The sequence below is a fragment of the Pseudomonas sp. PvP025 genome, from assembly GCF_017832155.1.
Taxonomy (GTDB): domain Bacteria; phylum Pseudomonadota; class Gammaproteobacteria; order Pseudomonadales; family Pseudomonadaceae; genus Aquipseudomonas.
The window spans coordinates 1,542,720-1,557,677 of sequence record NZ_JAFIBJ010000001.1 but is presented as its reverse complement, the minus strand read 5'-3'; the positions used below and the strand labels follow the sequence as shown (position 1 = coordinate 1,557,677).

Below are 14,958 nucleotides of genomic sequence, written 5' to 3'. Positions count from 1 at the left end.
GACTATTTAGCCCGGTGTGCCGGGGGGTGGGCCGCAGCGGATAAATTGCCCGCACGCTGGTTCGTTCTTGTTCTGCAGGCGCACGCGTAGCGACGCCGTGCGCGGTTCCTTCAGCGAGAGCGAAAACATGACAAAGAAAAACCTGGTGTATGTGTGGTCCCTGCGCAATGCCGCCGCCGACAAGGCCGGGCAGCCGGTGGCCTACAAGGACCACGAGCGCTACATGACGTCGGTGCTGGAATTTCTGGTGGGGGCGCTCAACGACACACCGCTGGGCCAGGCTTATGACCTGGTGGGCGTGGTGTATGACGATGACGAACACAACCCGCGGGATCAGGCGCTGGTTGCCGATTACGGCTTTGCCTGCGAGCCGGGCCGCCAGTGGTTGTACCCGGCGGACCTGCGGGTGCAGGGCAAGCGGGTCAACGACCTGCTGCTGAGTGTACCGTCCACCTACCGCCGTTTACCCCGGGGCAGCGCCGAACACATTGCCGGCAAGCAGGACTTCGAGCGTCGCCTGCATGACACGCTGGTGGAATTGAAAGCCGATATCGTGGTGCTCGATGGTCTGCTGGTGATCCTCGATGAACTGGTGCGTCCGGGCGCGCCGTTTGCGCGGCGGATCATGAATATTCATCCGGGCATCACCCGTATTGAATCGCCGTATGAGCGTCGGGGGGCCTATGCGACCTGGAATGCGCTGTATGGTGCGCGCGGCGAGGCGGTGGTGGACTGGACCACCCGGGAAACCAGGCCGTGTGAACCGCTTTATCTCACCGGGGCGTCGTTTCATTACGTGGACAACGGGATCGACTCGGGGGAGGTGTTGCATGACGTGCTCAAGACGCAGATTTCGCCTGAGGACACTATCCTTGAGCTGCGGTGGAACAACTTTAATAACAGTTTGTTTCCGGCGTTGCAGGAGGGGTTGGAGTTGCTTGCTCGAGCTTAAAATCGACCGATTTTTTTGCCGAACGCTATAAAAATGTGGGAGGGGGCTTGCTCCCGATGGCTGAGTGTCAGTCAGCTTATTGGTAGCTGACACAACGCTATCGGGAGCAAGCCCCCTCCCACATTTGGATCTCCATGGATCAGATAGAACACAGTCTGCTTTTGATGGAAATAACGCAGAGGTACACCAAACCCTAAAAGTCCAACGTCACCCCACTCATCAGCGTCCGCCCATCCCCCGGCGAATGCAGCGATGCCCTGGCCCCATCCGGGTCATACCACGCATATTCGTAGTAACGGTTAGTGAGGTTCTTCAACTGCAGATCAACACTGACCGACTCCGTCACCCGGTAAACGGCACCAAGGTTCATCAACACATAACCGCCGTAAGTGCCCTGGGTGTTCTCCCGCTCCAGATAGTAGTGAGTCTGCCCATTCATCCACGCGCTGAGTTGCAGGGCCGGTGTGGCCTGGTAACGAATGCCGGCGTTGTACAAATGATGGGGGATGTGGTCGATCTCGCGGCCTTTGCTGCCCGGTAGGGTCGCGCTGGGCTGGAGGATTTTCGAGTACTGCCAGGCGTAGGCCAGCCAGATCTCGGTGCGCGCGTTCGGGTGCAGGTTGAGCTGCGCGTCGTAGCCCCAGCGGCGGGTCTGGCCGACATTGTCCGACTCGCCGCTGGGGTCGTTGAGCCGGCGGCTGACTTCGCCGCTGGCCTCCTGTTGCCAGTAGGCAATGCGCCCATCGACCCAGTCGGCAGGGGTGAACGTGATACCGGTTTCCCAGCCCTCGTTGATCGAGGGCGCAAGGTCGGTGTCACGCGGCGGGATCTTGTAGGCGGCTGCCCCGGTGCCCACCTGGAAGGTGCGGCCCCAATTGGCGTAGACGCTGGCCACGTTCCAGGGCGAATACACCACGCTGAGCTTGGGTTGCTTGATCAGCCCGTAGTCGTTGATGGCGTAGTCCGTGCCGGTCATTGCATTGGTGAAGTCACCCTGGATCCGGTCGACGCGGTACGCGGGGATGATCTTCAGCGATTCGAACGGTTGAATCTCGGCCTGCACGTACGCACCGACGGTGTTGAAGTCGAACTGCTGATCCCGGGTCTGCGCCTGGCGCGCGCGGTCCAGGGTGCGGTAGCGCTCGCTGGTGTTCTGCTGACGCTGGATATCCGTGCCGCCTTCCAGGGCGAAGTGGTACAGCCCGCTGACGACGGGGCGCCAGGTCAGGGAAGTGAGAGCGCCGTACTGGGTTTCGTACGCGTCACGTTCCTGCTGGGCGCTGGTGCGCCAGTACTGGGTCCAGCGTCGATCATCGAAGGTATTGAGGTAGGTTTTCGCCGACCACGAAAGCGTCTCGGCCAGCTCGGTATCAAGGTGCAGGCTGAGCTGATTCATGCGCCGCGTGCCTTTGTCGCTGGCGTTGTAGACATTGCTCATGCGGGGATGCTGGTGCGCATCGTCGGCACTCAGATAACCGGGTTCCTCGGCCTCGGTTTCGTAATGGCGGGCGATCAGGCCGATGCGGTAGCGATTGTCGTCCGGGGTATAGAACCACTTGCCGGACAGCGAGACTTTGTCCGCCTCGGCGTGATCGCGATAGCCGTCCGCTTTCTGGTAGGCGAAAAAGTAATTCTGCGTCCAGTTGCTGCTCTCGATGCCTTTGGCGAACTGGGTTTCACGGGTGTCATCGCTGCCGTAACGGATGCGCGCACGGGTGTAGTCGCCGCCGGTGCGGGTGAGCATGTTCACGTTACCGGCGATGTTGTTCAGGCCGTAACGGGCATCGCTGGTGCCGCGCACCACTTCGATGCTGTCCAGTTCCAGCGGGAAAATCATGTCCATGAAGGGCATGTTGCCGTCGTTGCTGTTACTGGGGATGCCGTCGATCAGCAGCTTGACCGCGTTCACTTCACCTTCGCCGTTGAAACCGCGAAACGAAATCTTGCCGGAGGTGGTGCCCTGGTTGAACTCGGTAAGCATCACCCCCGGCGCTCGGCTGAACAGCTCCCAGCTGTAGTTGACCGGCATTTTCTCCACGACATCGGCGCCGAGGATGTCCACCGAACCGGGCACGCCGCGCGTGCCGAGCGGGCCACTTTCACCGCTGGTGCCCTGGATCGCGACAGCGCCAAGGGTGAGGGCAGCGCTTTCGTCCGCCGAGGCCAATGAAGAAAAGGCAAGCAGGCTCACCGAGAGCATCGGCCAGAGTGAGCAGGGCACAGCCACACGCTTTGCGCGCGGCAGAGTAAATGGAGCAGGCATAAGGCACGCTTCCTGAAACCTGAAAAACGTCAAGGACGTTCAGCCACGCAATCGCGCGGCTGAAACATGAAGATCGGGCAATCAGGTCACAGGGGAGGCGCGCGGACTCAGGCTCGGCCAGCGAATCCTGGGATGCAGCGCAGGCAGCAGCGGATCATCAAGGACACTGTCCGGTGCATAACGCGGCAGAAAATGGCGGTAATGACTGGACGGCAACGCCGCCAGACCGGCATGCCCGCAGCAACAGTCACCGTGCTTCATCTCACCGGACGCAGGCGCCGACTTCAACGGCACGACCAGCTTGTCAAAGCCCGGCGGCAGAGCCTGCGACGAACAGAACCCACCCCACAGCATCAACCCGCTATCCGGCGCCTGCATGGTACGGCTGAGCGGCATGGCCAGCATATTCAGCAGCAAGGCCAGGCAGGCAATCCAGGGACTGATGCGTGAAAACATGGGCATCAAGGCAGTCGACACAAAGGGGCCGCTATTTAGCCGCAGTTAACCGCCCAAGTGAAAGCGCAAGGCATGCGCCATTTCGCCGCAGCCAGAAGCACCGCTCCGTTTTTGATCTGCTTTTGATCTGCTTTTGATCTGCTTTTGATCTGGCTGTTGATCTGGCTGTTGATCTTGATCTCAGGCGCCCCGTCAACCACGCTGGCCGAACGCAGGCTTGAATCCGTGGGTAACCCGGCAGGACGCCGGGTTAGCCGCGCTGGGCCAAGGATGGCCCATCGCGGCGGCCCACGGATTCAAGCCTGCGTGCGGGCACACCGAGCCTGAGCGAGGTGCCGAGTGGTGGGGCAAGAGCCCTTTTGGTTACTTTTGGGGCTCTTTTCCAAAAGTGACCCGCCGTAAGGGCGGAACCGTAATCAGCCGTTACCGCAGCAACGGATAATATATACCCAGTCAGACCGCCATCGGGAGCAAGCCCCCTCCCACATTTGGCCGCATCCCCCAACAACCCCTCAGAGCATCCGACGCAACACATCATTACGCGGATCCCTATCAAAAAACCGATGCTTAAGCGCCCCCAGAACATGCACCACAATCAACCCAAGCAACGTATAGGCACACACCTTGTGCAACCACTGAAACACCACAAACCACTCATCATTCTTCGCCAGCAACTCCGGCAGATTCACCCCGAAAAAAAACACCCCATCGCTCATCGTGTAAGTGCTCGACATCGAGTAACCCATCAACGGCACCACCACGATCAGCACATACATCGCGCGCTGCACCAGCCGTGACAAAAACCGCTCATGGGCCGCCAGCGTCGCTGGCGGTGACGGCAGCACCGGCGTTCGCCAACGCAACACGATCTGCACCAGCACCAGCATGAACGCCAGCACCCCGAAGGATTTGTGCCACGGGTAATACAGCTCATATTTGCTTGCCACTTCATCGGCCAGCCCGGTCATATGCCAGCCCGCCCACAGCAGCCCGGCGATCAGCACCGCGCGCACCCAGTGCAGCATGCGCAAAGAGGTTGGATATCGGTCAATCGTTTCGGTGTTCATCGACATCTCTCCATGGATAAAGGGCTGCGCTCAATGGGGTAGCAACACCGTGATGACCTTCTCTTCGGTATAGGCCAGCGCGCCGCCAAACCCGCCTTCACGGCCGATGCCGCTGGTCTTGACGCCGCCCCAGGGCAGGTTGGCATCCAGCGGACTCCAGCAGTTGATGCCCACCGCACCGGCCTTCACCGCTGCGGCCACGCGATGGGCGCGCACCAGGTCGGCGGTCCACACGGTGGCCGCCAGGCCGTAGGCGGAGTCGTTGGCCAGGGCGACGGCATCCGCTTCGTTGTCGAACGGGATGAGTGTGCCCACCGGGCCGAAGATTTCGTCGCGGGCAATCGCCATGTCATTGCGTGCGTCGGCAAAAATGGTCGGGCGTACGAACCAGCCCTGTTCCGGGCTCGACACACCGCCGGCGAGCAGGGTGGCGCCTTCGTCGATGCCCAGCTGGATATAGCGATTGACCCGCTCCCATTGCGCTTTCTTCGCGACCGGCCCCATCTGCACACCGGGCTGACGCGGGTCGCCCACCTTGACTGCGCGCGCCGCCTCGGCAAGCGCCGCAGCGAAACGATCGGCGATGCCGCGCTGCACCAGAATGCGCGACCCGGCCGCACAAATCTGGCCCTGATTGGCGAACAGGCCAAGGCTGCAGCCGCGCAGCGCGTCCTCGAAGGAAGCATCGTCAAACACGATCTGCGGGCTCTTGCCGCCCAGTTCCAGGGCGACATGCTTGAACAGCACCCCGGCGGTGCGCTGGATCTCACGCCCGGCTTCGGGGCTGCCGGTGAAGCTGATCTTGGCGATGTGCGGATGCTCACACAGCGCCCGACCCACCTCATTGCCGTAGCCGGTGACCACATTGATCACCCCGTCCGGAAAACCCGCTTCCTGCGCCAGCGCCGCCAGGTGCAGGGCCGACTGCGGCGTCTCTTCCGAGGGCTTGATCACCACCGTGCAGCCTGCGGCCAGTAACGCCGCGAGCTTCCACACGGTGATCATCAGCGGCGAATTCCACGGCACAATGGCCCCGACCACACCCACCGGCTCACGCACGGTGTACGACAGGGTTCTGGTGCCGAAATACCCGCCACTGGGAATGGTCCGCCCCTCCAACTGATTGGCCCAACCCGCTGCCGCGCGCAGATTGGCAAGCACATTGGGCAAATCCATCCGACGCGGCTCCAGCGGCGAACGCCCGATAGCATCGGCGTCCATATCCGCCAGCAACTCACTGTCGCGCTCCACCAGATCAGCCAGCTTCAACAACACCCGAGCGCGCTGCGCCCCATCAAACCGACTCCACTCGCCACGCTCAAGCTGCTCAAACGCCGCGTTCACCGCCCGATCCACATCCTCGACCGTACCCCGCGCAAAACTGCCATACACCTGCTCCGTCACCGGATTGACCAGCTCAACCCGCCCACCCTCCGAAGCCTCAGAGGCCACGCCATCAATAAAGTGATTCAAACGCTGACCCATACCAGCCTCCATAAATAATTCGTTTTTGATCTGCTTTTGATCCGCTCTTGATCTGCTTTTGATCTGCTTTTGACTTTGATCTCAAGCGCCCCGTCAACCACGCTGGCCGCACGCAGGCTTGAATTCGTGGGTAACCCGGCAGGACGCCGGGTTAGCCGCACTGGGCCATGGATGGCCCATTGCGGCGGCCCACGGATTCAAGCCTGCGTGCGGGCACACCGAGCCTGAGCGAGGTGCCGAGTGGTGGGGCAAGAGCCTTTTGGTTACTTTTGGGCTCTTTCCAAAAGTGACCCGCCGTAAGGGCGGAACCCATCCAAGCCGTCACCCCAGCACCGGATATGTACCCAGTCAAACCGCTATCGCAGGCAAGCAAGCTCCCACATCTCAAACCCGCGTCACGTCCAAAGCCTCACTCCTCAAGCGACCCCAGAGCCTCCCGAAACACATCCAAGGCCCTGAAAAACAACCCCCGCGTAATCGTCAACGAAGGCATCACCCGCATCACATTCCCGTACCGCCCACAAGGAATCATCAACACCCCATGGCTCATCAGAAACCCCATCAACGCCCCAATCTTCTGCGGCGCCAGCGGCGCCCTGGTCAGCGGATCCTCCACCAACTCAATCCCGATCATCAGCCCACGCCCACGCACCTCACCCACAAACCGGCTGCCAAACCCACGGATATACTCCTGCGCCTCCAGCCCCAGCGTATGCGCGCGCCCCAGCAGATCCAGCTCCGGGTCCTGCAGAATCGCGATATTGGTCAGCGCCACCGCCGCCGACAGCGAGTTTGCCGCGAAGGTATTGGGCATCGACCCATCGGGAATCTGCGCCGCCAGATCCGAACGCATGATCAACCCCGCCATCGGCAGGTCGCTGCCGATGCCCTTGCCAAAGGTGAGCATGTCGGGCTTGACCCCCGAGTGCTCCACTGCCCACATCTTGCCGGTGCGCCCCGCGCCGGACTGCACCTCGTCGACGATCAACAGCGTGCCGCTGCGGTCGCACGCCTGGCGCAGAATCTGCAAGAACTCCGGCGACGGCGGCACGTAGCCGCCTTCGCCCTGCACCGGCTCGACGATCACCGCCGCCACGTCATCGGCGGCGGTGTAGGGCGTGTTCAGCAAGTAATCAACGTACTCGCCGGCGATCTGTTCGGCGCTCTTGTGCGTGGTGTCGAACGGGAAGCGATAGGCGTAGGGGTAGGGCGCATGAATCACACCGCCCATCTGCGCGCCGAAGCCCTTGCGGTAGGCGGTGCCGGTGGTGAGCGAGCCCGAGGCGTTCCACACGCCGTGGTAACCGCCGTGGAAGGCGATGATCTGGTGGCGCCCGGTAATGCGCTTGGCGAACTTGATCGCTGCTTCCAGCGCATCGCTGCCGCTCTGGGTGAAGAAGGTGATGCAGTCGCCACGCAAACCGTCCGGCGCAATCTCGGAGAGTTTGGCCGCCAGTTCGGTGCGCCGGGTGCTGTTGATTTCCAGGGCGTGCATCAGCACTTCGGATTGATCGCGGATCGCCTGCACCACTTTGGGGTGGCAACGGCCGACGCTGCTCACGCCGACGCCGGCGGAGAGGTCGATATAGGTGTTGCCGTCCGGGTCCTTGAAGGTGGCGCCAAAAGCACGGTCCATGGCGATCGGCATGCGTCCGCCGCCGCGCGCCATGGACTCGGTGCGCGCCGACAACGCCAGGGCCTCGCAGGTTTTGGGGCCGGGCAGGGCGCCGGAAATGATGCGCGGTGCATCGGAGAAGTGGAGGGCTTCAAGCTGGGCTTCACTCATGATGGGTCTCTGGCAGGTCTATTCAGGTGTACCGATCATCGGCGTGACCTGCCCGGGGCGGGTATCCCGAATCGGCACATCGGCGCGCCGCGCAGCGGTTTTTTGTGAGCCCGAAATAATGTTGAAATATTGCAATATTTGATCTTTGTGAGACTATCTGGCACGAAGCTGGCTTTAAAATAAAAAAATTGCGGAGAATATCGCGCATGATGAGAAATCAAAGCGTCAGCCAGTTTCACGATGTGCACGTGCACGCGGCCAACATTCAGCAGTGGCACCAGGACTACAGCCAGCTCACCGCCGGTTCGGCCGAGAGTTCGCTGATGCAGTTGACCACCACCGGGTGCCACGTTTTCCTCGAGCAGATCAACCAGCGCGTGGTGCAGCACGGCGTGGCGCCACGCAACAAGATGTGCTTTGCGGTGCCGATCAATGTGCCGGGATCGGTGCGGATGCAGGGGCGGGAGGTCGACGACAGCAGCCTGTTCTTCCTGCACGGCGGCGAGGAGTTCATGTTCCATATGCCGATGGGCATGCAATTGCTGTCCATCACCTTCGAGCGCGAGTTGTTCGAGCAGGCGCTGGCGCACACGGCGTCGGCCAGTGACCTCAATCTGTTACTGCGTCAGCCGGTGATCAGGGTTTCCCCCCAGCGCTTCGCCGACGCGCGGCGCCGATTGCTCGCGCTGTTCGCCCAGGCCATGGCCGGCGAGCTGCGCGATTCGCACGCGCGCCTGCTGGAGCAGGCCCTGCTCGACGAGCTGGTGCAACTGATGAGCGATCCGTCCTGCGACAAGCAACAGCGCTCGCCCAGCTCCACGCGCAGTTTTATCGTCGAGAAATGCCATCGCCTGGCGACCACCGGGCAGTTCGACGTGCCCAGCGTCACCGACCTGTGCGAACGCCTGCAGGTGAGCCGGCGCACCGTGCAGAACAGCTTTCGCGCGGTGGCCGAGACCACGCCGCTGAATTACTTGCGGTCCATCAGGCTCAACGGCGTGCGCCGCACCCTGATGTCCACGCCCGCCGCGCAGCTCTCCATTGGCGATGCGGCGGCGCAATGGGGGTTCTACCACCTCAGCCATTTCGCCGCTGAATATCACGCGTTGTTCGCCGAGCTGCCGTCGCACACCTCACGTGCCGCCTCTCATCAAACACAAAATAGCGTGTTGATTTAACACCCAACGTTTCAGACAGCAGCATTCCTGTGGCGAGCGGGCTTGTTGTGGCGAGCGGGCTTGCCCCGCGTTGGGGTGCGAAGCGCCCCCAATCGAGCAAAACGCGGTGTACCTGATACGGCTCAGCGTCTGGCTTTAGGGCTGCTGCGCAGCCCAACGCGGGGCAAGCCCGCTCGCCACAACAAGCCTGCTCGCCACAGGGAATCTGCGCTTAACTGAACGGCATTAGGGCAAGCGCGCTCGCCACAGCCATGCCTCATGGGTACAGCGGTCGCTATACGCGGAACTGGTCCATCAGTTTCATCTGCTGATTGGCCCGGGCGTTGAGTTGGCTGCTGATCTGCGCTGACTCGGCGGCCTGTTCCGTCAGGGTCTCGGTGACGCCGCGAATGGTCGCGACGTTACGATTGACCTCCTCGGCCACCGCGCTCTGTTCCTCCGCTGCGCTGGCGATCTGCAGGTTCATGTCACTGATCACCGTCACCGCTTCGCTGATCCTGCCCAGGGCCTGCACGGCCTGATGGATCTGCCCGGCGTTGTCCTGGGCCAGCGTCTGGCTGGCATGCATGGTGGTCACCACGCCCCGCGTCCCGCTCTGGATGCGCTCGATCACCAGGCGAATTTCCTCCACCGAATCCTGGGTACGTTTGGCCAGGTTGCGCACTTCATCGGCCACCACCGCAAACCCACGGCCGCTTTCCCCGGCGCGTGCCGCTTCAATGGCGGCGTTCAGGGCCAGCAGGTTGGTCTGTTCGGCAATGCTGCGGATCACCTCCAGCACCGAGCCGATCTGCTCGCTGTTGACCGCCAGCGCTTCGACCTCGGTGACGGCCTTGCTGACCTCGCTGGCCAGGGCGGTGATATCGCGGGTGCTGCGTTCGATCAGCGTGATGCCGTCCCTGGACGCCTGGTCAGCCCCGCGTGCCGCCTGGGCCGCGTTCGACGCGCTGTGGGCGACTTCATGGGCGGTGGCGCTCATCTCATTGGACGCGGTCGCCAACTGGTCGATCTCGCGAAACTGCACCTGCATGCCTTCGCTGGTCTGCCGCGCGATGTCGGAAGACTGGTCGGCGGTGCCGCGCGCGTCGGTGATGCTTTGCTTGATCTGCGCGATGGTCGGTTGCAGTTTGTCGAGGAAGCGGTTGAACCAACTCACCAGTTCGCCCAGTTCGTCTTTCTTGCGGTAATCCAGGCGCTGGGTCAGGTCGCCGTCGCCGCTGGCGATGGCCTTGAGCATCTGCGCGACGCTGTTGATCGGGCGCGTCACACCGGAGGCGGTGAGCCAGATCAGCAGCAGGCCCAGCAGCCCGGCGCCGATGGCCACCAGCGACGCGATGAGGGTGTCGCGGGTCTGCGTCTGGTCGAGCAACGCCTGCAGCGCCACCGAGTCGGCCAGCAACACCTGTTTGGGCAGGTCGATGACCACGCCCCACGGCGCGGCGTCCGGGATCGGCGCGACCGGGTACACCGCGCGGATCAAGTCATCCTGGGCCAGCACCTGCGGTTGTTTTTGCGCCAATGCCGCGAGCAGCGCCTTGCCCGCATCGCCCAGGGCGGCGGTGACTGGTTTGCCGATCTGGCCAGCGTCCTTGCTGTAGGCGGCGAGCACGCCGCTGTCGGAGACAATCAGCATGCTGCCCGCACCGTTGAACAGCGTGCGCTGGGCCTCGCCGGCGGCCGCTTGCAGCGCGCCGAGGGCAAGGTCCACGCCGAGGGTGCCGATGACCTTGCCGTCGGCCATCAACGGCATCGACAGAGTAGTCATCAGTTGCACCTGGCCGGCCTGGGTGTCGGCGTAGGGCGCCATCAGGCAGGTGCGCCGCGTGTCGCGGGGGCAGGTGTACCAACTGTTATAGGGGGCGCCACTGATGCTCAGCTCGGTTTTCTGCAGGTCGGTTTCGGGAATCAGGATGTTTACCGCCGGGCCGGCACCGCGGTTCCACGCGCTGGCGAAGCGTCCGGTTTCGTTGGAGGCGCGCGCGGCGTCGTTGACGAACTCGCTGTCCTCGCCCCCCAGCGCATTCGGCTCGAACACCAGCCACAGCCCCAGCACCTGGGGGGTGTGCTCGAAGGTGGTGTTGAGGCTGCGGTTCAGCTCCTCACGCAAGGCTGCGGCCGGCAACCCGCGCTGCATCGCCATGCTGCGCAAATGGGTCGTCTGGTCGGCGAGGCCGGTGATCAGCAGCAGGCTGTTGCCGAAGGCCCGCTGCAGGTTGCTTGCCTGCTCGGCGGCCTTGGCCTGCAGCAGGTTTTCACCGCTGTCGGTCAGCATCCTGCCGCTGGAGGTGCTGATCAAGCGGTTGTTCTGGCTGCTCTGGTAGAGGTTCATGCCGACGATCAGGCCGATCACGCCCAGCAGGCACAGGCCGGACAGCAGGATGATTTTCATGCGGATGGAGAGCGCGTCGAGCATGGGATGATCTCGCAAGTGAACAGCGTGCCAGTGGGTTATCAGTTGGCCTGGGCCACTGACTTCTTATTGGGTATGTCATTACATCGGCCGATTCAGCGCCGACTGAACCTGACCAGCAGCGCTGCCACCAGCAACAGGGCCGTCAGCACCGCCAGCACGGCAATAAAACCGGCATCGAACGCTGCGCGTGCCAGCCCCGTCAGCAGCGCAGCGTCGTCGCTCGGCAGTGTTGCGGCAACCAGCAGGGCATCGTCCAGGCTCTCGAACGTCGACGGGTTCAGACCGAGCCTGGCTGGAATCGAAAGGCTCGTCGACCAGGCATATATCGCCGACAGCAGGCTGCCCGCCAGTGTCACCCCGGCTGCACCGCCCAGTTCAAACGAGACTTCCTCGATGGACGCAGCCATGCCGGCCTGGTCGCTGGGCACGCTGAGCATGATGGTGCTGGACGCCGCCGTCAGGGCCGCGCCCATGGCCATGCCCAACAGCGCGAGACTGGCAATCTGCAGCGGTACTGCCGCGTTGCACAGCAACAGATACGCCAGCATCGCGGCGGCCGACAGTAGCAGGGTCCAGAACAGCATGCGCCGGCTGCCCAGGCGCGAGAGGTAATAGCCGGCCAGCGGCCCGGCAACGAAAGAACCCAGCGGCAACGGCAGGATGAACAGCGCCGACGCAAGCGGCGACATGCCCAGCACCAATTGCAGGCGCTGACTGAACACCAGTTCCATGCCGATAAACGCCAGGGCTGAAGCGAGCGCTGCAATCACCGCATTTCTGAACAGCGGCTCGGCGAACAGTGACAGCTCAAGCATCGGCTGCGCGGCACGGCGCTGGCGCCGGATGAACATCGTCAGGAACAACGTACCCAGCAGTATCGCCACCAGCATGGCGGCGAAGGAGGGCGAGCGTTTGCCCAGCTCCTTGACGGCATAGGCGATGCTGATCAAACCGACCATCACCTGCAGCGAGCCCCGCCAGTCCCAGTGGCGCCGGGGATTGCCCGGATGCTCGGGAATCAGCGTCACCCCGAGCAGTAAGGCCACCAACACAATCGGCACGTTGATCAGAAACACCGAGCCCCACCAGAAGTGTTCCAGCAGCAGGCCGCCGACCACCGGCCCCAGCGCTGCGCCACCGGAGGCCACTGATGCCCAGATGCCAAACGCCATGGCCTGTTCGCGTTCGTCGTTGAACGTCAAGCGGATCAGCGCCAGGGTGGCGGGCATCATCATCGCCGCGCCGACCGCCAGAAAACCCCGGGCGCCGATCAACACGTTGGCCGATGGCGAGAAGGCCGCAATCAGCGAGAACACCCCGAACACGCTCAGCCCGCCGATAAACAGGCGTTTGTGCCCCAGGCGATCGCCCAGCGTGCCCATGCCCAGCAGCAGGCCGGCGGCGATCAGTGCGTAGATATTGATGATCCACAGCTTCTGCGAGGCGCTCGCGCCGAGCTCGCGGGTCAGGGTGGGCAGCGCGGTGTATAACACCGTCATGTCGATGACGATCAGCAGCAACGCGCTGGAAATAATCGCCAGGATCAACCAGCGACGCTTAGACGACATGGGCCGGGCTCGATAATTGAATGGCTGACATGAGTCACTCCAGGTTCAGGCAGGCAAGGGGGGGCTGACCCTAGCATGCACGGCGCAGGGCTCGCAGCGTTATCCCGAATCGGCGGGGAGTGCAGCGCCATGACCTGTTTTGGGGCGCAGCCCGCGATGTTACCGATTTGGGATAGCGAGGTGTTCACAGGCGGGCATAGCATCGAAACCAGCGTGCAACCTCAACAATAAAAGCGCTACCCGGCACCGATTGCGCCTGGATCGGGGCCACCCCACAGCGACTGCCTCATACAATAAGGTCAACAACATGAGCGTATCTCTACCGGTCAACAGTTCCACGGAGCTCAAGCGTGGCGCCCTGGGTGTCGGCTTTATCATTTTCTTCGTGATTTCGGCGGCAAGCCCGCTCAGCGTCATCGCCGGTGGCTTTCCCATCGGCATCATGCTGGGCAACGGTGCCGGCACCCCGGCCTTGCTGATCCTGGCATTGCTGGTGCTGTTGGCGTTTTCGGTGGGCTACACCACCATGTCGCGCCACGTCACCAACGCCGGCGGTTTCTACGCGTTCACCTCCCGTGGCCTGGGTGGCCTGGCCGGCGGCTCGGCGGCGGTGCTGGCGATGTTTGCCTACAACATTCTGCAGATCGCGCTGTATGGCATGTTCGGCGGTGTGGTCAGCGGCACCATGGAGAGTGTCGCGGGGGTGGTGTTGCCCTGGTGGTCCTATTCGCTGATGGCGATGGCCAGCATTGCGTTTCTCGGCTATCGCAAGATCGACCTGTCGGCCAAGGTGCTGTCGCTGGTGGTGGTCGCCGAGTACCTGGCAATCCTCATCCTCGATTTCGCCATTCTGAAGACCGGCGGTGACAGCGGTGTCAATCTCGACTCGTTCACCCCTCAGCACTTCACCAGCGGTACGCCGTCCATCGGCCTGCTGTTCTGCTTCGCCGCCTTCATCGGCTTCGAGGCCACCACCATCTACGGCGAAGAAGCCAAAGACCCCAAGCGCACCATCCCGATTGCCACCTACTGTTCGGTGCTGCTGATCGGCGCGTTCTACACGCTGTCGGTGTGGTCGATGATAGTGGGCGTGGGCGCCGACAAGATCGTGCCGCTGCTGCAAGCCATGCAGGACCCGACCACCCTGATCTACGGCATGTCCGACCACTTTGTCGGCCCGCACCTGACCCAGGTCATCCGTGTGCTGTTCATCGTCAGCATCTATGCCGGGCTGCTGGCGTTCCATAATGCGGCGGCGCGCTATTTCTACGCCATCGGCCGTGACGGCCTGCTGCACAGCCTGTTAGGCACCACCCACAGCGTGCACCAGAGCCCGCACATGGGCTCGGCCTTGCAGAGCCTGATCGCCGCCGTGGTGGTGCTGATCTTTGCCGCAATGGACGCCGATCCGATCCTGCAACTGTTCGCCTGGTTCTCCAACCTGGCGACCCTGTGCGTGATCCTGCTGATGGCGATCACCTCGGTGGCCATCTGCGTGTATTTCCATCGGCATCCGGAGCTCAAGGTCAATGTGCTGCGCGGGCGCATTTTGCCGGTGTTTTCGTGCGTGGCTTTGCTCTGCGTGCTGGTGCTGGCGGTGGCGCATTTCGATGTGCTCACCGGTGCCAGCCAGCTCCTGTCCTACAGCCTGTGTGCGGTGATTCCCGCTGCGCTGCTGGGCGGCCTTTACCTCGCCGCGCGCCTGCGCAAGGTAGCACCGCAGCGCTTTCTGGCCTTGGGCAGCCACAAGCTCTAAGGCCTCGCTCGCGCCATCCCCACTGTGAATTGAT

At 62.7% G+C, this 14,958-nt stretch carries 10 protein-coding genes; 3 read left to right on the top strand and 7 right to left on the bottom strand.

The window, feature by feature from the left end; genetic code table 11:
- Positions 1-127: 127 nt before the first annotated feature.
- Positions 128-952, top strand: a complete 825-nt coding sequence (locus JOE32_RS06300) for a N(5)-hydroxyornithine transformylase PvdF (RefSeq protein WP_209982410.1) — start codon at positions 128-130, stop codon at positions 950-952.
- A 193-nt stretch (positions 953-1,145) separates the two neighbouring features.
- Here JOE32_RS06300 and JOE32_RS06295 read toward each other — a convergent pair whose 3' ends face one another.
- The 5 genes from JOE32_RS06295 to JOE32_RS06275 all read right to left on the bottom strand — a co-directional run bounded on the left by JOE32_RS06295 (position 1,146) and on the right by JOE32_RS06275 (position 8,009).
- Positions 1,146-3,152 (bottom strand): TonB-dependent receptor, encoded by a 2,007-nt coding sequence (locus tag JOE32_RS06295; RefSeq protein ID WP_209990381.1) that lies wholly within the window; start codon positions 3,150-3,152, stop codon positions 1,146-1,148.
- A gap of 144 nt (positions 3,153-3,296) precedes the next feature.
- Positions 3,297-3,677, bottom strand: coding sequence for a DUF2946 family protein (locus JOE32_RS06290; RefSeq protein ID WP_209982408.1), 381 nt, complete (start codon positions 3,675-3,677; stop codon positions 3,297-3,299).
- Positions 3,678-4,183: 506 nt separating this feature from the next.
- Complete coding sequence (locus tag JOE32_RS06285) at positions 4,184-4,738, bottom strand: cytochrome b (protein WP_209982405.1); 555 nt, start codon at positions 4,736-4,738, stop codon at positions 4,184-4,186.
- 30 nt (positions 4,739-4,768) lie between these two features.
- A complete protein-coding gene (locus tag JOE32_RS06280) occupies positions 4,769-6,223 on the bottom strand; it encodes an aldehyde dehydrogenase family protein (protein ID WP_209982403.1) in 1,455 nt (484 codons plus the stop codon).
- Positions 6,224-6,632: 409 nt separating this feature from the next.
- Positions 6,633-8,009, bottom strand: a complete 1,377-nt coding sequence (locus JOE32_RS06275) for an aspartate aminotransferase family protein (RefSeq protein ID WP_209982401.1) — start codon at positions 8,007-8,009, stop codon at positions 6,633-6,635.
- Between the two features lie 209 nt (positions 8,010-8,218).
- On the opposite strand from JOE32_RS06275, the gene JOE32_RS06270 reads away from it, so the two are divergent.
- Positions 8,219-9,187 (top strand): helix-turn-helix domain-containing protein, encoded by a 969-nt coding sequence (locus JOE32_RS06270; protein ID WP_209990378.1) that lies wholly within the window; start codon positions 8,219-8,221, stop codon positions 9,185-9,187.
- Between the two features lie 274 nt (positions 9,188-9,461).
- On the opposite strand, the gene JOE32_RS06265 is transcribed toward JOE32_RS06270, so the two are convergent.
- Complete coding sequence (locus JOE32_RS06265; RefSeq protein ID WP_209982399.1) at positions 9,462-11,600, bottom strand: methyl-accepting chemotaxis protein; 2,139 nt, start codon at positions 11,598-11,600, stop codon at positions 9,462-9,464.
- A 92-nt stretch (positions 11,601-11,692) separates the two neighbouring features.
- Positions 11,693-13,168 carry an MFS transporter gene (locus JOE32_RS06260; protein WP_209982397.1) on the bottom strand — a complete coding sequence of 492 codons (1,476 nt, stop codon included), beginning with the start codon at positions 13,166-13,168 and terminating at the stop codon, positions 11,693-11,695.
- A gap of 307 nt (positions 13,169-13,475) precedes the next feature.
- Between JOE32_RS06260 and JOE32_RS06255 the strand changes: the two genes are divergently transcribed.
- Positions 13,476-14,924 carry an APC family permease gene (locus tag JOE32_RS06255; RefSeq protein WP_209982395.1) on the top strand — a complete coding sequence of 483 codons (1,449 nt, stop codon included), beginning with the start codon at positions 13,476-13,478 and terminating at the stop codon, positions 14,922-14,924.
- Positions 14,925-14,958 lie beyond the last annotated feature (34 nt).